This is a genomic window from Candidatus Kuenenia sp. (assembly GCF_039794105.1).
In the GTDB taxonomy this organism is placed as follows: Bacteria; Planctomycetota; Brocadiia; order Brocadiales; family Brocadiaceae; genus Kuenenia.
Genome location: NZ_JBDIWA010000024.1, coordinates 1 through 19120 on the forward strand (window position 1 = coordinate 1; position 19120 = coordinate 19120).

General features: G+C 39.2%; 16 protein-coding genes and 7 tRNA genes. 15 read left to right on the plus strand and 8 right to left on the minus strand.

Annotation, left to right across the window (positions count from 1 at the left end; genetic code table 11):
* The first annotated feature begins 858 nt into the window (after positions 1-858).
* The 9 genes from ABJL82_RS11415 to ABJL82_RS11455 all read left to right on the plus strand — a co-directional run bounded on the left by ABJL82_RS11415 (position 859) and on the right by ABJL82_RS11455 (position 4409).
* Positions 859-935, plus strand: a tRNA-Arg gene (locus ABJL82_RS11415).
* Between the two features lie 34 nt (positions 936-969).
* Positions 970-1046 (plus strand) — tRNA-His (locus ABJL82_RS11420).
* 232 nt (positions 1047-1278) lie between these two features.
* Positions 1279-1355 (plus strand) — tRNA-Arg (locus ABJL82_RS11425).
* A gap of 25 nt (positions 1356-1380) precedes the next feature.
* Positions 1381-1456 (plus strand) — tRNA-Lys (locus ABJL82_RS11430).
* 293 nt (positions 1457-1749) lie between these two features.
* Positions 1750-1832: transfer RNA gene (locus ABJL82_RS11435), tRNA-Leu, on the plus strand.
* A gap of 20 nt (positions 1833-1852) precedes the next feature.
* Positions 1853-1927 (plus strand) — tRNA-Gly (locus tag ABJL82_RS11440).
* A 37-nt stretch (positions 1928-1964) separates the two neighbouring features.
* Positions 1965-3272 carry a trigger factor gene (tig, locus tag ABJL82_RS11445; RefSeq protein WP_347274822.1) on the plus strand — a complete coding sequence of 436 codons (1308 nt, stop codon included), beginning with the start codon at positions 1965-1967 and terminating at the stop codon, positions 3270-3272.
* Between the two features lie 102 nt (positions 3273-3374).
* On the plus strand, positions 3375-3989 hold the full coding sequence (locus ABJL82_RS11450) for an ATP-dependent Clp protease proteolytic subunit (protein WP_347274861.1): 615 nt from the start codon (positions 3375-3377) through the stop codon (positions 3987-3989).
* A gap of 87 nt (positions 3990-4076) precedes the next feature.
* The gene (locus ABJL82_RS11455) at positions 4077-4409 is read left to right on the plus strand and encodes a helix-hairpin-helix domain-containing protein (protein WP_347274823.1); all 333 of its coding nucleotides are present in this window, start codon (positions 4077-4079) and stop codon (positions 4407-4409) included.
* 202 nt (positions 4410-4611) lie between these two features.
* Here ABJL82_RS11455 and ABJL82_RS11460 read toward each other — a convergent pair whose 3' ends face one another.
* The 4 genes from ABJL82_RS11460 to murC form a co-directional block, all read right to left on the minus strand.
* Positions 4612-6336: an FAD-binding protein gene (locus ABJL82_RS11460; protein ID WP_347274824.1), complete on the minus strand. Its 1725-nt coding sequence runs from the start codon at positions 6334-6336 to the stop codon at positions 4612-4614.
* 99 nt (positions 6337-6435) lie between these two features.
* Positions 6436-6810, minus strand: a complete 375-nt coding sequence (gene sdhC / locus ABJL82_RS11465; RefSeq protein WP_347274825.1) for a succinate dehydrogenase, cytochrome b556 subunit — start codon at positions 6808-6810, stop codon at positions 6436-6438.
* Between the two features lie 199 nt (positions 6811-7009).
* Entirely contained in the window at positions 7010-7384 is a 375-nt protein-coding gene (locus ABJL82_RS11470) for a hypothetical protein (RefSeq protein ID WP_347274826.1), read from the minus strand.
* A 493-nt stretch (positions 7385-7877) separates the two neighbouring features.
* Positions 7878-9314 (minus strand): UDP-N-acetylmuramate--L-alanine ligase, encoded by a 1437-nt coding sequence (gene murC, locus ABJL82_RS11475; protein ID WP_347274827.1) that lies wholly within the window; start codon positions 9312-9314, stop codon positions 7878-7880.
* A gap of 202 nt (positions 9315-9516) precedes the next feature.
* On the opposite strand from murC, the gene speD reads away from it, so the two are divergent.
* Both speD and speE read left to right on the plus strand, forming a co-directional pair.
* A complete protein-coding gene (gene speD, locus ABJL82_RS11480; RefSeq protein WP_347274828.1) occupies positions 9517-9933 on the plus strand; it encodes an adenosylmethionine decarboxylase in 417 nt (138 codons plus the stop codon).
* A 2-nt stretch (positions 9934-9935) separates the two neighbouring features.
* Positions 9936-10877, plus strand: coding sequence for a polyamine aminopropyltransferase (speE, locus tag ABJL82_RS11485; protein ID WP_347274829.1), 942 nt, complete (start codon positions 9936-9938; stop codon positions 10875-10877).
* Here the strand turns inward: speE and ABJL82_RS11490 are convergent.
* Both ABJL82_RS11490 and ABJL82_RS11495 read right to left on the minus strand, forming a co-directional pair.
* The gene (locus tag ABJL82_RS11490; RefSeq protein ID WP_347274830.1) at positions 10840-11403 is read right to left on the minus strand and encodes a methylated-DNA--[protein]-cysteine S-methyltransferase; all 564 of its coding nucleotides are present in this window, start codon (positions 11401-11403) and stop codon (positions 10840-10842) included. The genes speE and ABJL82_RS11490 overlap by 38 nt on opposite strands.
* Positions 11378-12139, minus strand: a complete 762-nt coding sequence (locus ABJL82_RS11495; RefSeq protein WP_347274831.1) for a hypothetical protein — start codon at positions 12137-12139, stop codon at positions 11378-11380. The genes ABJL82_RS11490 and ABJL82_RS11495 overlap by 26 nt, the downstream gene beginning before the upstream one ends.
* Before the next feature lie 344 nt (positions 12140-12483).
* On the opposite strand from ABJL82_RS11495, the gene ABJL82_RS11500 reads away from it, so the two are divergent.
* Positions 12484-12559 (plus strand) — tRNA-Ala (locus ABJL82_RS11500).
* Between the two features lie 33 nt (positions 12560-12592).
* Entirely contained in the window at positions 12593-12781 is a 189-nt protein-coding gene (locus ABJL82_RS11505; protein WP_347274832.1) for a hypothetical protein, read from the plus strand.
* A gap of 157 nt (positions 12782-12938) precedes the next feature.
* On the opposite strand, the gene ABJL82_RS11510 is transcribed toward ABJL82_RS11505, so the two are convergent.
* Positions 12939-13709, minus strand: a complete 771-nt coding sequence (locus ABJL82_RS11510) for a class I SAM-dependent methyltransferase (protein WP_347274833.1) — start codon at positions 13707-13709, stop codon at positions 12939-12941.
* A 1207-nt stretch (positions 13710-14916) separates the two neighbouring features.
* Between ABJL82_RS11510 and ABJL82_RS11515 the strand changes: the two genes are divergently transcribed.
* Together ABJL82_RS11515 and ABJL82_RS11520 are read left to right on the plus strand one after the other, a co-directional pair.
* A complete protein-coding gene (locus ABJL82_RS11515) occupies positions 14917-16665 on the plus strand; it encodes a hydrazine dehydrogenase (RefSeq protein ID WP_347274834.1) in 1749 nt (582 codons plus the stop codon).
* Between the two features lie 177 nt (positions 16666-16842).
* Positions 16843-18054 carry a tetratricopeptide repeat protein gene (locus tag ABJL82_RS11520; RefSeq protein ID WP_347274835.1) on the plus strand — a complete coding sequence of 404 codons (1212 nt, stop codon included), beginning with the start codon at positions 16843-16845 and terminating at the stop codon, positions 18052-18054.
* A gap of 14 nt (positions 18055-18068) precedes the next feature.
* On the opposite strand, the gene ABJL82_RS11525 is transcribed toward ABJL82_RS11520, so the two are convergent.
* Positions 18069-19118 carry an adenosine deaminase gene (locus ABJL82_RS11525; protein ID WP_347274836.1) on the minus strand — a complete coding sequence of 350 codons (1050 nt, stop codon included), beginning with the start codon at positions 19116-19118 and terminating at the stop codon, positions 18069-18071.
* Positions 19119-19120: the final 2 nt, after the last annotated feature.

A 19120-nucleotide genomic window follows, 5' to 3' on the forward strand; every position in this document is an offset into this window, starting at 1 on the left:
TCTATAACACACCACAAAGGCTCGAAATTCTATCACTGAACAGACCTCACGCCTCTCTTTGCAAAGACTTCCTATGGACTGCGGTGACCGCATCTGCAACCCTATATGTCGCTAACCATACTTGCTGGCTGCTTTTCTCATATTATCTGTCAAGTAAATTCTAAATTATTTTCGCTGAATAGATACAAACTTTTTAACTATTTTATTCTCACTCACAAGATATTTTTACTCGTGAGAATGGGATTAGTGCCTACTGTAAAATACGGGCACTTTTTGGCAAAATATTTACTGGCGAAAGACGAGAGACGAGGGATGCGGTAACAATTTTGTATTTTGAAAAATTCCAACAATGTAGTGCGACTAGGTTCGTCGCACTACAAATGACGATTTCCGGTGGTCATTAGAATTTGTTTCGGATTTCGCGTTTCGTGAAGGTTGCAGTTTAATTCCAGTTGCAGGGTTTAATCATTTGGGGTGAAGTTCCGTTACAGGGAAACATTGAAAAGGTCTGCCTTCTGGGTCGGAGAAATTTATTCGAGGCTTAAAGAAGATTGCAGACAGACCGCCGTTACGCCACCGCCATGCAGGCTGTCCCAAAAATAAAAATGACAGGTGTAAGAGGTAGTCCCCATTCCCTCTCTTTTGTTTTTTTCTTGCTTCAAGGCAATTAATTATATAAAATCTTCAAATTATGCAAAAAAAGCAAATGTACCTATTTTAACGAAATACCAACAGGCTTGTTTTACTGCATTTCGATAAAAAATACAGCGTTTTTATTCTTTTTTTCTGTAGTTTGCAGCGGTAGTAAATTTTTTGGGTATGTCGCAAATTTTTGACTTTGTTGTGTTTGCGGTTTTTGCGCCAGTAGCTCAGATGGATAGAGCATCGGATTTCTAATCCGGCGGCCGAGGGTTCGAATCCTTCCTGGCGCGCCATATTCATTTCAGCTAAGCCTTACATACATTTGTGGTGAGCGTAGCTCAGTTGGTTAGAGCATTAGACTGTGGCTCTAAGGGTCGCGGGTTCGAATCCCGTCGCTCACCCCATTTTTTCAATTCCCGATTGATACATTCTTTCGTTATTCTTTAATGATAAACGAACCAGCGTTTAAAAACATTAAGTGTCTATTAGCGGTTTTGGACGCCATATTTATTTCGTGATAGAATTTTTGCGGGGTGAAATCAGGTTGACTTTTGTCCTATCTTCTATATAATCGCGACTTTGTTTTATTGTCCAATTTTGATGTATGAACGATTGCGCCGGCATTGCGTTTTTTTTGCGCTCGTAGCTCAATTGGATAGAGTGGTGGACTTCGAATCCAAAGGTTGCAGGTTCAAGTCCTGCCGGGCGCGCCATTCTTAATTTTTTCAATACCCTTTTGCGCCCTTAGCTCAGATGGTAGAGCAACTGACTCTTAATCAGTGGGTCGGAGGTTCGATCCCTCCAGGGCGCACCAATAAGATTGCCGTTTTTAGTACGTCGGGTATATCGTTTAATAGAAATTAAAACAGCACCATTACGATGAGGGCATTGAAAACTCAATACCTTGCAAATGTAAGATTTAAGACTGCTCAGTCGTTGCTTATAATGGAAATCAATAGGTCTCTGTTTTAGTGAAACGCGATACTGGTTTTGCAAAATTGCAAGAAGTATTTAAACGTAATTGCTGTTCATTCGGTTAACACATTTTTATGCCGGAGTTGTAATTTTAATTGAGAAATTTTATTTCTTGATTTTAAACAGAGGTCTGCGAGGGTGGCGGAACTGGCAGACGCGCAAGACTTAGGATCTTGTACCTTAACGGTGTGGGGGTTCGATTCCCCCCCCTCGCATAAATGTGTGAATATAAAAAGCGGGTGTAGCTCAGTGGTAGAGCATCACGTTGCCAACGTGAATGTCGTGGGTTCGAGCCCCATCACCCGCTCCAATTTTTTAGCAAGTGTTAGAATACGGAATAATGAATCATGAATATAACAATCGAAAATGCAGGGCCTTGTAAGAAACTTTTAAAGTTTGAAATTCCCAAAGAAGCAATAGAAAGCGAATTCGAGAAAAAGACGCTGGAAGCCTGTAGCACTGTCCAGCTTCCCGGTTTTCGAAAAGGGCACGTGCCCAGAAAACTGGTTGAGAAACGATTCGAAACCCAAATCAAAGAAGATGTGAAGCAATCCCTCATAAGCGAATCGTATGAAAAGGCATTAGAAGAAAACAAAATCGAACCTGTCGGCGAACCTAAATTTGACCCTGAGTTCGGAAATTTGAATCTTGAAATCGGGAAACCGCTCACCTTTGACGTTACGCTTGAAGTTTTGCCCGTATTTGAAGTAAGTCAATATAAGGGTTTACCGTTAAAGAAGAAGGCGATCGATGTGTCTGATGAAGAAATCGATAAGCTCCTAAAAGAATTGGCGTTGCAAAAAGCGCAATTTACTGTTGTGGGTGGTGGAGGTATAGAAGAAAAGGACCTTATTATTTGTGACTGCAAAGTTGAAGTAAATGGCACAACTGTTTTTGAAGATAATGACATAGAAGTCGGTGTTGTGGACGGAAGCAAAATTGCTCATACGGAAATACCTGAGTTAGTAAAATATTTAAAAGGAAATACAACTGGCGCCACATGTACGATTAATGTTGTATTATCTGATACGTTCAACATAAAAGAATATCGCGGAAAAGAAGCAAGTATAAAACTTGTAGTTAATGAGATAAAACGTTTAAGCCCTCCGGAAATAGATGAGAATTTTGCCAAAACCTTAAATTTTAAATCGCTGGAAGACTTAAAATTAAATGCCCTAAAGCGCCTGGAAATAAATAAGAATATCTGGGCAGAAAACAATTTGAGGGCGCAGATTCTTGATACACTTTTAGCTCAAACACAATTTGACCTGCCGAAGGACTTTATTAACAAACATGCAGAAGAAAGGGTATATAAGCATCAGCTTGACTTGGTAAAAAGAGGTGTTCCGTTTGAAGAGGTTCAAAAACAAACTGAATCAATAAAAAGCGCTTCAGAAGAATCCGTAATGAAAGAATTAAAGGCATCGCTCATACTTGAGTATATTGCGAAAAAAGAAAAAATATTTGTAACTGAAAACGAAGTTGAACAACGAATAGTGGAACTTGCATATTCTTATAATACAGATAAAAAAGTTGTTCGAAAACAACTGGAAACGCAGGGGAACTTATCTTATTTGCGGAACGAAATGCGGGAAGATAAGACGTTGGCTTTTTTGCTAAAGGAAGCAAAAATCGAACAGGAAACAGCGAAATAATTTCTGATATGCTTATTGATTTATTAACCTAAAGGAGTTTTTGTGTATAAAGATTATTTGTCGCGTTTAGAAAATGGTGAGTTTCCGGATGTTTCGCCACAAATGAAACAAGGGGCGCTTTTTGTTCCGTATGTTGTGGAAAAAACGGGGCATGGAGAAAGACATTATGATATTTTTTCGCGGCTACTTAAAGATCGTATAATTTTTATCGGGTCAGCCATTGAAGATACGTTAACAAATTTAGTTATAGCACAGATACTCTTTCTTCAGAATGAAAACAAAAATCAGGACATTAACATTTACATTAACTCGCCTGGAGGATCCATAACTGCAGGTTTAGCTATTTATGACACGATGCAATTTGTACAATGCGATGTTGCTACTTTCTGTATTGGGCAGGCGTACAGCATGGCTGCTATTCTCCTTGCAGGTGGCACAAAAAACAAAAGATTTGGACTCCCCCATACGCGTATTATGTTGCATCAACCTTGGGGAGGAATGCGGGGTACTGCGACGGATATTAGCATCCAGGCGGAAGAAATTCTGAAAATGAAAAAATGTTTAAACGAAATCCTTGTAAAACACACAGGGCAGCCTTTGGAACGTATAGAGGCAGACGTTGACCGCGACTTTTACATGTCATCACATGATGCAAAAGAATATGGTTTGGTTGACGAAGTAATTGAATCACTACGAGATAAGAAGGAGAAGGAATAAGTATTTTGCAACGCGGAAATATTTTGGCAAAATACAAGTATAAATCGTGACTTTTATTTTTTAAGTTTTTTTAAAGGAGGAATGTTGATGCATAGAGTGCAAAAACGCGTAATGGTCGTTTTGTTAATGTTTGCAGTAGCCTTTATCGTAGGTCAGAGTAAAATTAGTTTTGCAAAGACGAAGCTGCAAGGGCATGTAAATATTAATACGGCAACTGAGGCACAATTGGCAATGTTGCCGGGCATTGGTGAAAAACTGGCAAAAGAAATAGTTGCGCATAGAACAAAAATCGGACCTTTCAAAACAACCGGGGATATTATAACAGTAAAAGGACTAAAAGATAAAAAGTTTGAAAAATTTAAAGATTTCATAATTTTGGAAGGCGAAACAACGATAGAAGAGATAAAAGAGAAGAAGTGATTGTCTGTTAAAGAATAAATACAGTACTCATCTTTGAAGTAAAAAAAGAAGGGGCGTCCAAAACAGGCGTCCCTTCTTTTTTTCCAATGTAAGTTTGTTGTTGTTAACAAATAGTTTACAGAAGCGCTTTCTATATTGATTATATCAAACTGTAGTATCGCTTCGTTTGACTTTGCGTGTGTTTAAGGATCGCAAGCGTGTCTTAATACTGCCTCTTTTTTGGTACAAATGGTCCTATATTTACCGGAGCATATTCAAGCCTGACCCCTTCTTCTGTAAAATAAGACAACGTATGTTTTAGCCAGTTTGTATCGTCTCTTCCGGGAAAATCCGTCCGAAAATGAGCTCCTCGGCTTTCTTCCCGTGCCAATGCGCCCCTTATGCACGCTTCTGCCACATCTAAATTCCCCTTCAGCTCCAATGCCCAAACCAACCCTAAATTTACCCGAGATCCCGTATAATCTAATTTAATTTGTCGATACCTTTCCTGTAATGCTTTTATTTCACACACTGCCGTCCGCAAGTCAGGGGCATTGCGAAAAATCCCCACCTTAGCATCCATTATTTTATTTAGTTCATTTTTAATTGTTACCGGTTTTTCGGCGCCTGTTGATTCACACATTTTGTCGATGTTTTGTTTTGTGAGCTTTAAGACATCATTGAGGCGATTTTCACTTTTTTGCCTCTCTGAATTTTGCACGTATTTAGCGGCATTCCCTCCTGCGATTGCGCCAAACACAATAGTATCCAATAATGAATTTCCGCCCAACCTGTTAGCTCCATGGACACTGATGCAGGCGCTTTCTCCCGCGGCGTACAATCCCTTTATTTTCGTTTCACATTCGGTATTGCAGTCAATTCCTCCCATAGTATAATGCTGACCCGGTTTAATTGGTATAAGGGAATCAACAGGGTCTATACCGATAAATTCCATGCATATATCTCTTATGCCGGGTAACCTCTGTAAAATTTTCTCTCTTCCCAAATGCCTTAAATCCAAAAACACATAACTATCATCATAGCCATACCCCGCCATAATTTCTCTTGCGATATTTCTTGCAATAATGTCCCTGGGCGCGATTTCCATATCCTTTCGGGAATCATCATATTTTTCAAGAAATCGCTCGCCTTTATTATTCAGCAAAAATCCACCTTCTCCGCGACACCCTTCGGTGATTAAAATATTTTTTCCCAAAGTAGTTGTGGGATGAAATTGAATGAACTCCATGTCTTTCAATGGCACGCCAGCCCAATACGGGATTGCCATGCCCAGCCCTGTATTAATCAAAGCATTTGTTGTATTGCCATATATCCTTCCGGACCCTCCCGTTGCAAAAATTACTGCTTCGGCCTGTAACGCCTCAATTTCCCCGCTAATGATATCCATCACAATCACACCGACACAAACGCCTTCTTCGATTACCAGGTCTGTAACCAGCCATTCATCATACATCACCATTTCTTCCCGTTCTGATGCATGTTTCAATTGAATGATTTGTTGATACAGGGTATGTAACAATGCATGTCCTGTCTTGTCTGAGGCATAGCAAGCCCTCGGGAATCCTGCTCCGCCAAAAGGCCTTTGTGCGATCCGTCCCTCCGCTGTCCTGCTGAAAGGACATCCCCAATGCTCCAACTCATAAATGCGATCTGCCGCATCTTTTGTCATCCGTATCACTGCATCCTGGTCCGCCAGATAATCACTCCCCTTTACGGTGTCAAAAGCATGCTTTTCCCAGTTGTCATATATCCCGCGGAAATGGTTTCCTAATGGAGCATTTATTCCCCCCTGTGCTGCGATAGAATGAGATCGCAGGGGATGTACCTTGGAAATTATTGCGACTTTAATGTTGTGGCGATTTACTTCAATAGCCGCCCTTAAACCTGCTAACCCCCCGCCGACAACAATAACTTCATGGTGTTTCACGATAATTATATACCTCGAAAATGTACTGCAATACGGTATTTAATTTCCATTAACAATGTAGCTTTTTGAAAAAAGACATCTGATGTATTCATTATGTGTTTACAGGACTACCGAATAGAAACCAATAACTGCGATTATAAAGAGAATGAAGATAGCAAGTCCCAGCATTTGTTTCTGGCTGCGGGTAAACCCGCAGAAATCCATAATGGTAATCCTTATTCCATTAAGCAGGTGAAATGCTATTGTTAAAAGTAAAATATATTGAAAAATATAGCCAAAATCTGTATCAAACTTACTAATTGTGTAATCATACGCATCTTTGCCGCGAAAGACTGCGCTTAGCGTCCATATGTGGAGAAACAAAAACAGTGTCAGCAATATGCCTGAAATACGATGCACCCAGAAGGCCGCCATACCTACGTTTTTATTTCTGCAAATATCATAAAAGGTTTCTTTTAATTTTTGTGTAATCATCAACAAAACTCAAAAAACAGTGCAAATGCTACATGTCACGGTAATTCCATGTTCCATGTACTTGTATTATTTGTTAATTACCCTGAGCTGGCATAGCCAGAGACAAACAAGACAAGTACGAAAACAGTCCTCAATCTGCAACCTGCCGACTGCAGAAGTGACCCTTAATATTTTGTCAAAAAATGCAAAGAAATTACTGTTAAGGTACTAATCCCTCAGCTTTTATTTTAGCAAACCAAATAAGTATGTACACCCCTGTGCCAAATAAAACCAATCCTATAAACCATAAAACTTGTTTGAACAAATCACCTGATTTCTTTTTAAAATTGTAATCGGCAAAAATACCCCAGAGACCATTCAAACCATGGAAGATTACCAATGCAAGTAAGCAAATGTTAAAGGTAATCCACCCCGGTGAGCAAAATTGATTGACAATCTCATCATGGTAGCGGGAAGCATAACGACTCGGGCTAAAATGAAATAAAAAGAAATGCACCGATATGCCCGCTACCAGCAACAAGGCTGTGACCCTTTGTAAAAACCATGATATAAAGCCTTTATTTTCCGTATTCATTTAAACTAATATTCCCGATAAAACAAAAGGTATGTAATTTTTCTTAAACGAAGAATAAGTCGTGTTTATATACACAGTTTAAAAATTAACGTTTTATAAACACGGATAAATGAGATGAGTTTATGGCATAACCATTGTATTATTGGATGGTTAACTACATCTTCTTATCAAAGAATCGTATGTGTGCCTTATTTGGCATGTACATTGCTCATTTAACAAATTAAACAATAATACAAAAAACATACTTTAATTTTATAGAATATACCGGAGTCATCCAATATGAAAAACAGAATATTACGTTTTGCAAGTGAGGGGAGTTTTAGAGAAGTTTCAGTTAAGTTAAATCCGTCAATTCAAAAAGATTTGCAATATGTAGTGAATTCTTTACATATTATTGCCTTGCTCAAAAAAACGCCCACTCATCATAATCGAAACACACTCAATCTTTGAGGTGCAAATTAATTTTGTATAGTAGATATTGGGCAGATACACGTTAGCTTTGCACTAAAATATTTCCCTTCAAAAAGATACTTTTCTGAAGTGTATGCAAGATCTCGTGACAGAAGTCGGTCAGGGTGTTATCCCTTGCGCCCATTACCAATATGCAGTCCCCCTTTTCTACTGTTCTTACTATCTCCGGTATAATATCCCCTCTTTTTTCTACAAAGAATGCATTTCTGCCGCTTTTCCCTATTTCACGGATAAGGTCTGCAGAGGAAATCTCTTTGCTGACTGAGCCGCCAATATAATAGATTTCAGGCATAAAAAGTACATCGTCGGTTGAAAGTGATTGTATAAATGCATTTATCAGTTCTTCTCTCATAAAACGAGCGGGAAAGAATCCATGGGGCTGAAAAACGGCAATTACCCTATTTCCCCCAATTTTTACTGCGCTTATTGCCGCTGCGATTTTTTCAGGATTATGGGCAAAATCGTCTATCACCTTTATGCCATTGTATTCCCCGATACTATCCATCCGCCGCTGTACGCCTTTGTACTCATACAATGCGGCAGCAATTTCATTATCCTTTATGTTCATATGCCTTGCTACTGAAATTGCAGCCAATGCATTTGATACGTTATGAATTCCAGGTAGTTTTAATTCAAATGATTGTCCATTAACGTCAAATGTCGAGAGGCATGGTCTGTTTATTATGTTGGAAGCATAAATGTCTGCGGATTTTCTTAAGCCAAACGTTATGGTATTCTTGTGTCTGAAAGGTATTTTTTTTAATTCCGGACAATCATCATTAATAATAAGCAAATCCCGGGTATTTTGAGAAAATATTTCAAACAATTTTGAGATGCTTTTAATCGGTTTATGGTCTTTTGACATATTTGTAATGATGGAGATTTTCGGTGTGTAATTCACGATACTCCCGTCGCTTTCATCCGCCTCAATAGCAACAATATCAGAATCGCCTACTTTTGCATTGCCAGGAAAGTCTGGAGTAAGATAATTTTTAATACACCCGCCCACGATTATTGTGGGAGACATTCCCGCATGGTCGAGCACATAGCCAACCATACTGCTGACGGTGGTTTTACCGTTTGTTCCTCCAACGGCAATTCCAAATTTAGTATTAAACATTTCGGCAAGAATGTTAGCGCGTGTTGTAATTTTTTTATTGAGGGAAAGCGCCTTCTTAATATCCGGATTTTGCTCCTCTATTGCGGAAGAAACAATTACGACATCCGTTGTCACTTTAATGCCTGAACCATCCTGGGAGGTCAGGTTGATGCCAATGGAAGAGAGTTTTGAAAATATATTACCTGCAATTTGATTATCAAAATTTCTGTCAGAGCCGCTGACATGGTGTCCCATTTCTTTCAATACCTGTGCTATGGCACTCATTCCAATGCCTCCAATACCAACTAAGTGGTAGTAGCAAGGGTTTTCGATAGGATTTTTCTTTAATGAATGTTTCATGGGCGCATTAGAATATATCTTGCAATGTTTTGATAGTCAAAATATTTCTTTTGCAAAGAGGTCTTTTTGCGTTATATTCGTTTCTTGACAACGGAAATGTATCCATTTAAAATGGGAAACTTTACTGATTTTTAAAAGCCGTTCAAGCAAGTAATGAACCGCAATGCTTGCAAAAATCATACAGCGAAAGGAGGGGTGACCTTTGGCTTTACTGGGGAAACATGTTATTTTGGAAATGAAGGGTTGCTGCAGAGATATTATTAACAATGTCTCCTCGGTGAAAAACATTCTTAAAAAAGCAACCGAAATTTCGAATGCAACATTGGTCGACGTTATATGCCATCATTTTAGCCCTTATGGTATTACCGGAGTCGCTATCCTGGCTGAATCACACATATCAATTCACACATGGCCGGAGCACGAATATGCTGCGGTGGATATTTTTTTGTGCGGGAGCGCTATGAATCCTCATAACGCGGCCTTGTACATTTCGCAGGCATTTCACGCAAAAGAAACCTTTACTATGGAATTAAAAAGAGGCGATTTTCTTCTTCATGAGGCCGAAACCGTTTGCCGTCAATATACCCTGGATCAATATCAATCTTTATTACAAAAATAACTATGGAAAAATTATCCTTAAACTGGATAGATGATTATTTCAGCGACTATGAACTTCATAAACTGGCATTCAAAAGCATTGTGTACCAGGCAGAATCAAAACATCAAAAAATAATCGTTGTTGATACCTATAGTTTTGGCAAATGCCTTATACTTGACAATGAATTCCAGTCGGCTGAGTCAGATGAGTATGTGTATCATGAATCCCTGGTGCAACCATCCCTTATAATGCATCCGGAGGTGCAAAGCGTCCTTATTATTGGAGGAGGTGAGGGCGCAACCCTGAGAGAAACGCTTCGTCATAAATCGGTAAAAAAGGCGGTAATGGTTGACATCAATGACGAGGTAATCTCGTGTGCGAAAAAGAGCCTCCCCTCATTTCATGAAGGGGCTTTTGATGATGAACGAACCTCGCTTGTTATTGAAGACGGGAGGAAATATCTGGAGAATACAGATCAACAATTTGATGTTATTATTATTGATGTAAATGATCCTGTTGGCGGCAGCCCTTCTGCCATGCTTTTTACGAGGGAATTTTATCAGCTCGCCGCAGGCAGGCTAAAGAAGGACGGCATTGTTGTCGTTCAGTCCGGCGCGGTTTCTATTACGGATAATGACCTGTTTTCCGGTATATTCCATACGCTAAACGAAGTATTCCAGCACGTATTTCCCTACACCACCTACATACCGTCGTATGCATGTCTGTGGAGTTTCACCATAGCAACGCACAATCTGGGGAACTTAGACATCACCGGAGAAGAAATCGATTTCAGAATCGGGATTCGGGTTAATTCAGCATTACGCTATTATGACAGCATTACCCATCATTCGCTTTTCAACTTGCCAAAATATTTGCGTGAAGAGTTAAAGAAAAGCAAACACATCATACGTGACAATGCACCTCTCATTAAACAATACCCCGGCGTTTTATCGGAAAAGATTTAGCGCCGTGTTCCATTTCCAGCAACCATTGCTTGACGTGAATCCCCGTTGCATATCCTGTTAATTTGCCATTTGCCCCTATAACCCTGTGGCAGGGAATGATGGGCGGCAAAGGGTTTTTATTGTTTGCCATCCCTACTGCCCGCGCCGCTTTAGGATTACCAATCTGTTCTGCCACCCATTTATAGGAACGGCATTCACCGTAGGGAATTTCCCTCAGTTTGTTCCATACCTTCCTCTGGAAAAGAGTTCCGACGCTTAAATCAAGCGAAAAATCAAATACAACCTTTTTCCCTTCAAAATATTTTTTTAAAACAGCGATTTCATGTTTCAGGAAAGCATCATTTTCGTGAAGTCTTGTATAGATTGCACATTGATCCTGGAGGGGCAAATCATGCCCTGAGGTGAGTGGAAATGCTATTCTGCAGATACCTTCTTTTGTTTTTGCTATGTACACATATCCAAGGGGGGTGGGAAATGTGCTAAAATGAATCTCTTTATAATTATTTGTTCGACCCTTTTTGTCCAAACGTCAGCCGGTATCCTTTTATGAATCCCATAATGATTAAAGTAAAAAAAAGGAGTGTCGCAAGGACGGAAATGGAAAGCGTGGTTATTTTCCACAGCTCTTTTATAAAATAACTCCACCATGAATTCTTTAGCAAAGACACACCAAATTTTTCAAGAAAGAAGAGAATGGCAAAAAGGATGGCAAATCCGGGTATCAGATATTTAAAATCCTGTTTATGCGGGGACATTGATACGGTAAATACAATGATAGCAAAAAGGAACAGAACATGCCGCACTTCTTCTATGCGAAACTGGCTGCGAAAAGAATTAAACGTAATCCATACCGAATCAAGCAAATACCGGATTAAATTGAAAAGTCCGTTAAATGAAAAAAGGATTTCTTCAGGAAATGCATTGTTTACGCGAATGGGATTGGACAGAATACCTGATATGAATAAGATGAAAAACGCACAGCCAAAAAGAGGCGCAGAAGTGATAATAAAGTCAAAAACAAAGGGAACCTTTGGTTTGTCATACTTTATCCCCGTGTTATCCGTTCGAAACAAATTAAGTTCGCTGATGGTGGTTCCCGTAATAAGGCATAAAAGAGCATGGCTAAGTTCGTGAACAATAGCTCCAGGCAGGAGAAATCCTTTAAGAAACTTGTTATTGATATATTTCACCCACAGCCCATTCGTGGCAAAACTGAGAAACATTATCAAAATAATGCCTATTGCAAGTGAGAAATATATCATAGTACACTTTTAAGAAACCGTTTTACACGATAAGGATAACAATGCCCGTCAAAAATCATGATCTTCAACAGCATTCTTCACACCTTGCTCTACATTGTTATCTCACGGCTTTTCACAAACTTACCGCCGTCGATAGTGGGCACAAGGTGAATTTCGATATTATTTGCGGCATAGGGTATCAGAGCTTTTGCTTTATGTCAATTCAAAAAAGAAATCAATATAAGCAACTGAGGTGAAAGATGTATAAGGTTTAAAATTATCAAAAAAATAGTGAAATTGAATCAAGAGATTGTTATATTGAGAAAAAATATACCTTACTTTTAAGCCTGTATTGAAATAGGGAAGGGGACATAGCTCAGTTGGGAGAGCGTCTCGTTCGCAATGAGAAGGTCAGGGGTTCGAATCCCCTTGTCTCCACCATTTTATATAATCATTACTACAAGGAGCAATTGCATGAAAATTTCTATTGAAAGCCAATCAAGAATAAAGATGATTCCGGAAACGGAACATGAAAAAGAGAGCCTTGAGGCGCTGTGGAAGATTCTTATACGATGTGAAAAAGAGAGCAAGACTCTTTGCCCTATTGGTGAATACATCCCCTCAAAGAATGATGGCGCCAATTTTGTCATACAGGAACACTAATTGGTCATCAATCAAGTGAGGTTTTTAAAACATCGCTTGTTTTATGGCCGGTTTAAATTGTTTCATCTCTCGTTTCCATTTTAACCCTCATGGGAAGAGGTCACAACGAGGCATGAAAGTAGTCCTGATTGTGATTAATACCGTATTCCCCGTGGTTTCAGGTTTTTTTTGTAACATAATAAATCCACGCGCTATGGTTATCGCTATCGGCAGGATGTAATGTATTGCCAAAGATATCGTACATTTCCACCGTTTCGAGTCCAATACCTTTATTTTGTAATAGTTGATTATTTTTATCTATATAGTAAGTTAATAAAGCATAACTATGTGCCTTATCGTTAATAATTGCGTATGTTTCGTTAAACTGTTCCCGCTTCTTATTTTTTAAGAAATTAATCACTGAGCTAAAATATTTTGCAAAGAGTTTTGCCTGAACGTATGGGCAGGGTGCAAAGGACATCCTGGGAAAGGAATTTTCAAGGCGGTAATTTCTATTATGGGAAGAAAACACAAATACCCCATCTTTTTTTAGTATTCTATGAATTTCCTTTAAGGTTTTTAGCCGGTTATTATTGCCCATAGAATCTAATCCATTATATGAAAATAATACAAAATCAAACGTGTCGTCCTCAAAAATTTCCATATTTCTGACGTCATGATGGAGAAAAGTTGTATTGGCGAATTTTTCCTTACAGAGTGCTATCATATCGAGAGAAAAATCCATGCCCATGTAATGCTTGCTTAATCTCGCCAGCGGCAAAGTTGTCCTTCCTGCGCCACATCCGATATCAAGTACCTGTTTGTCTGCAATATATTCCCTGTATTTTATAAAAATCATTACTTCGGCTATTTGCAATGCTGTAAGGGCATACTCTAACACCGTGCGTTTCTTTTCATAACATCTCTTGTTTATAGCTTCGTAAGGCATTTTTCCCCTTTCAAAGAGTCCTTTTCGTATCCTCTCAAAATTTCATCGTATTAAGATAGATAAAGAATCCCTGATTTTTATAAAAAGTGACAAAAAATTAAGTTGAGAAACGAAAGACAACAAGCTGTTTTCTTACCATAAATCAGGATAACGATAAAGCAAAAATCTATTTCTGTTATCACTACTACTACTACTACTACTACTACTACTACTACTACTACTACTACTACTACTACTACTACTAGCTGCTTTCGCACCACTTATCATCAGGCTCTTTAGCGCATTTCTCCAACTCTTGGAAACGTGTCACTGTGATTTTACCCTCCATGTGGCGAAGTGCATCGGCTTCATTTCCTGATAAAGCAGATTTTATTATTCCCCCATGCTGAAGCATGGAGCTTGCGCATGGAAGGATTTTTCAAAAAATTAAAATGGTACATGGTTTTTAATTTTTTAACGAATGGAAAATATATAAATATGACCAACTTCCGCCGTATAATGACCATATATAGACATGGTTTAACATGTTGCCGTCGCATTGGTTATTATACGTGCATTGCTATAAGATAACTACCCTGTGACCGTTTCGCGTCTATCTCCGTAAGCGATATTAATTAAAGAAAACCCGTATACCGTTGTTTACCAATAGGTTATAAACTAATAAACATAAAAATAAAGACGGCATAGATGTTGCTTGCCTTTTGTTCAATCTTTTGCAATAGGTTGTTGCAAAAGTTATGGGCAATTTTCAAATGGCCCTGGAATTCAGCCATCATTCAATTCAAAAAAGGAAAATTTTTGATGCCTTGCCGCAGAAATAGTTGTTGTCTGCGCGTAATTGTGCAAATTTACAATCATAATTTTCACAAGGTAAAGCAGGGTGTTTAGGCTATATTCTGATGTGCAGACACTATCAATTATTTTTGCAATTAAACATTCGTCAGCAAAATTCAAAGAATAAAAATTATTCGCTTTTTGTATTGACTTGAAAAGCAGATTAAGTATAATAATTTGCCGAAAAAAAGCGGTGGTAAGGAACTTCAGTATACAGTTAACTTTAGAGATAGCGTTTAACCGTTTGTATTTAGGGTTTTTGGAAAGGGGGTGGTTTGAGGGGTTCAAGGTGGTGAAGTATGTTTATTGTTCCGCAATCAAACGTGATTGTGGTATGAGAGAAAAGCGAGAAAGGAGGAAGATAAAAAGTATCATGCGTAAATTTTTGAAAGTTACATTAGCATCAGCGTTGATTGGTTGTGGCGTTATAGGTACTGTTTCAAGCCTTATGGTGAAGGAAGCCAAGGCTGTAGAAATTATCACTCACTGGGTACCACACGAAGTTTATGGTATGCCTGGGGAGCCTGATAATAGTGGTAAGGTGTTTTTCTCTGGTTTGAAAGCAAAATATATGGGCTATCCAAAAGATGCACAGAGGTCGCCATACCCAGGAAAATACAGCAAGTTTTGGAAGACATTGCCTGCATACCGTTATTACATCCCGGATTATATGTACAACAGGGATGAGGTAAGGCCTTCAAACCCGATTAAGGGTACATTTAAGTTGGAGCAGTGTATTGCTTGTCACTCAGTTATGACTCCCGGTATTGTAAGGGATTATAATAAGAGTGCTCATTCAAAGGCAGAGCCAGCACCAACTGGTTGTGATACCTGCCACGGTAACAATCATCAGAAGTTAACTATGCCTTCATCAAAGGCTTGCGGGACAGCAGAATGTCACGAAACGCAGTATAATGAGCAAGGGCAGGGAGGTATTGGTTCTCACGCATCTTGTTCCAGTTTCGCTCAGATTGAGTGTGCATGGTCAATTGAAAGGCCACCTGGAGATACTGCGGGTTGTACTTTCTGCCATACCAGCCCTGAAGAAAGGTGCAGCACTTGCCACCAGAGGCATCAGTTTGATCCGGCGGTTGCAAGACGCTCAGAGCAATGCAAGACCTGTCACTGGGGTAAAGATCACAGGGACTGGGAAGCTTATGATATAGGTCTTCATGGTACGGTGTATCAGGTTAACAAATGGGATACGGAACAGTTTGACTTCTCAAAGAAGCTTTCTGATGCTGATTACGTTGGACCAACCTGTCAGTACTGTCACATGAGGGGCGGACATCATAACGTTCAAAGAGCAAGTATCGTATACACCAGTATGGGTATGTCGATGGCTGATCGTGGAGCGCCACTCTGGAAGGAAAAGAGAGACCGTTGGGTATCTATCTGTGACGACTGTCACTCACCAAGATTCGCCCGCGAGAATTTGCAGGCGATGGACGAGTCTGTTAAAGATGCTAGTTTGAAGTATCGTGAAACATTCAAGGTAGCAGAAGATCTTCTCATTGACGGAGTACTAGACCCAATGCCAAAGGATCTTTGTCCTGATTGGTCGGGTCAGCACATCTGGAGTTTGAAGATTGGCGCTTATCATGATGGAGAAGCTTATGGTGGTAAGACTGGCGAATCCGGAGAGTTTAGAATGTCAAACTGTACTGATGTAGAGAGGCTTTGTTTTGAAAGTGTTGGTTACTTCCAGACATACATTTACAAGGGCATGGCGCACGGCTCCTGGAATGATGCTACCTACTCAGACGGTTCATTTGGTATGGATCGTTGGTTGGTCAACGTAAAGCAGAATGCTTCACGTGCAAGAAGACTTGCGGCTTTGGAAAAGAAGGTCGGTATTTCATGGCAGCCTGAGCAGTTCTGGAAAACAGGCGAATGGTTAGATCAGTTGACCGGGCCATATATCGTAAAGAATCACCCTGGAAAGACGATATTCGATCTTTGTCCTGATCCAGGCTGGTTAGACACACACCATGCACCTGCTGAAGAGGTTGAGTACATCGAGAGAAAACTCAAGGAACTCGGCATTACCTCTGGTTCGCACAATGCGCATCATCATGAGTCTGGCCATGATCCAGCTGCAAGATCCATGAAAGAGCATTAATAACGTAATTTTTTTCATTAGTATAAAAGATGTTTATTAAAGGAAGCTGTGCATTACTGCACAGCTTCCTTTTTTATTATAAATGAGTTGAAATACAAGAAATTTTACCTATACTTTCGTATACTTAATTATAAACGATAAATATTCTACTTTTTATTTTCGTTGGAGATTCCGGCAATGAAGTTAAAGTTTTTTTACCTGTTACTATTACTCTCTATGGTTTGTATATCATTGGCATGCGGCAAACGGGAGAAGCATATTGAGCTAGCAAACACTTTGGCAAAAGAAAATAAATTAGAAGAAGCACTTAGTGAATATACGAAAGCTATTGAGTCGGATAAGGCTTCCGAAATAGCATACTATGGCAGAGGTGATGTTTACTTTAAGCTGGGGAAATTAGAAGATGCTGCTAAGGATTTTCGAAGTGCTATTGATATAAAACCGGGCTTTATTGAGGCGCATAAAAAACTAGCAGAAACTTTTGATAAAATAGGCGCACCGCCAGATGAATTCCAAAAAAGAATTATTGCAATTGAAAATGAACCTGATAATCCGTTAACGCATGTGGAACTGGGCCTTTTTTTACATAAATTAGAACAAGATATCGATGCCATAGAAAATTATAAACATGCGTTGTCACTTGATCCAAATAACCCGTATATAATGTTTAACCTCGGCGTTGGTTATTTGGATATGGGCTTATATGATGATGCAGAAAAAATATTTAGCGATGCCACTAAAATCGATGAGAATTATGATAATGCCCATTATAATCTTGCGATTGCATTGCATAGGCAGGGTAAAATTGATGAGGCGATAAAAGAGCTAAATACCACTCTTGAAATCAATCCAAAATATTCCAATGTTTATGTTGTATTTGGTTTAATGAGTTTAAGAGAGAGAAAATTTGAAGAAGCCCTCGTCCATTATAATAAAGCAATGGAAATAAACCCGGAAAACATAGAAGCCCGGTATCAAAGGGCAATTGTCTATGCATTACAACAGCGGTACGACGAGGCCTTGGAAGAAAACAGGGAAGTATTGAGAAGAAATCCGAAACATGCTAATGCCGCATACAATATCGGTACGATTTATCATAGAATGGACCGGATGGACAAGGCAATGGAATGGTATGATAAGATCACAAAGAAAATTGACCCTCTTTATGAAGATGCATATTATAACAGGGCTCAAATTTATAGTATGCAAGGGGATCACAGTAAGGCATATAGTGACTATATGTCTTATTCTATGATTACAAAATGGAGAACAGGGAAAGACCCTGCTGTAGTTTACAATCAGGATGAAATAAAAGAATTATTCACGACTGCCGTACCTGCTTTGCAAGAAGAAGTGCGTGATCAAAAATTAGAATTGAAAACGAATTAAATAGACACTGTCTGTTATCGTTCAAATGCATAATTGAACGATTCTTCAGTTAAGTGTGGTTGGTGTTTCAGCATAAAACTGTCGAGTTCTTTTAATAATGACATCTTCTCTTTTGCTGTCAGGAATGTCGCCTGAAAGGAATTCTTGGCGAGCCGGTAAATATCGTTATGATCTAAACACAAAGCTTCCTGAACAGCAAGGAAGTTTTCATTTATGTATCCGCCAAAATAAGCGGGGTCATCAGAATTGATGGTGACGTGCAGCCCCATATCAAGCATCTTTTTTAAAGGATGCTCCTTCAGAGAATCAAATAGATGTAATTTTATATTAGATAAGGGACACACCGTCAAGGGGATGCTCTCCGCCTTTAACATATCCACTAATTGCATATCTTGTACACAGGCAATTCCATGGTCAATACGCAATGCTTTCAGATCATGTAAGGCCTGCCAGATGTATTCTGAAGGGCCTTCTTCTCCTGCATGCGCAACCGTGAGAAATCCTTCCTGCCTAGCTCTTGCAAAAACAGAAGCAAATTTTTTGGGAGGATACCCAACCTCGTATGAATCCAGGCCAACGCCAATAATCCATTCTCTGTAAGGTAAAGACAGCAACAGTGCTTCCATTGCCGACTCTACACTCATACAGCGTTGAAAACACATTATCAACCTGGCGGAAATGCCTAGTTTCTTTTCTCCATCCATCATGGCTCCTAAAATACCCATAAAAACGGACTCAAACGATATACCTCTTGTTATGTGAGCTTGCGGGTCAAAAAACATTTCTGTATGCAGTATATGTTGTGAGGATGCTTTTTTCAGATAGTTCCATGTTGTTTCATAGAAATCCTGTTCAGTTAATAGTACCTGGATGCCGCTGTAATATATCTCCAAAAAAGACGGGAGGTCTTTAAATGTATATGCCCTTCGCACATCTTCTACCGATTTATACGGGAGTTTTATTTTGTTCCTCTCTGCAATGGCAACCATAAGTTGGGGTTCTAATGTGCCTTCTATATGAACATGAAGCTCCGCCTTTGGAATACCGCAAATAAATTCATTCATAC